Raw genomic sequence first — 775 nt, 5'->3', positions numbered from 1 at the left:
AAGCCACCGCGTATTTCGCCAGGGATGCAAAGTGAGATACGCATTTGTTGCCGAGCATCGTGACCAGTTCCGGGTTCGATCGATGTGTCGGTGCCTGCGCATCCAGCCCAGCGGCTTCTATGCTTGGCAGAAGAACCCACTGAGCCAACGGGCCCGGGAAGACGTTCGGCAGACGAAGTTGATCCGGCAAGCCTGGAACGACAGCGGCAAAGTCTATGGCTACCGCAAGTTGCACGACGACCTACTGGATCAAGGCGAGACCTGCTGCCCGAACCGTTGACCAGGCTGGCAGGTATCAAGGCGCAGATCGGCTACAAGCGTCGGCCGGGGAGCTATGGCGGCAAGCCATCCCTGGCGGTCGACAATACTCTGGACCGGCAGTTCGACGTCGCTGCCCCCGACAAGGCCTGGGTGACCGACATCACCTACATCCGCACCCTGGAGGGCTTTGCCTATCTGGCTGTCGTGATTGATCTCTATTCCCGCCGCGTGGTGGGCTGGTCGATGCAGAGCAGGCAGACCACCGATGTGGTGCTGCAAGCACTGCACATGGCGGTATGGCGGCGCAAGCGGAAGCAGCGGGTGCTGATCCATTCGGATCAGGGCTCGCAGTTCACCAGCATGGACTGGGCGGCCTTCATCCGGGCTCACAATCTTGAGCATTCGATGAGCCGGCGCGGCAACTGCCATGACAACGCGGTAGCCGAGAGCTTCTTCTCGTCGCTCAAGCGAGAGCGCATCCGGCGCCGGACCTACAAAACGCGCGACGAAGCCC

General features: G+C 61.5%; 1 pseudogene. It reads left to right on the top strand.

The window, feature by feature from the left end:
• A pseudogene (locus J7S20_RS16290) lies at positions 1–775 on the top strand (IS3 family transposase); the annotation flags it as partial.

Source organism: Stakelama marina, assembly GCF_018122655.1.
GTDB lineage: Bacteria > Pseudomonadota > Alphaproteobacteria > Sphingomonadales > Sphingomonadaceae > Sphingomonas > Sphingomonas marina.
The sequence above is the reverse complement of the archived record's forward strand: the minus strand, read 5'-3'. Positions and strand labels throughout refer to the sequence as shown.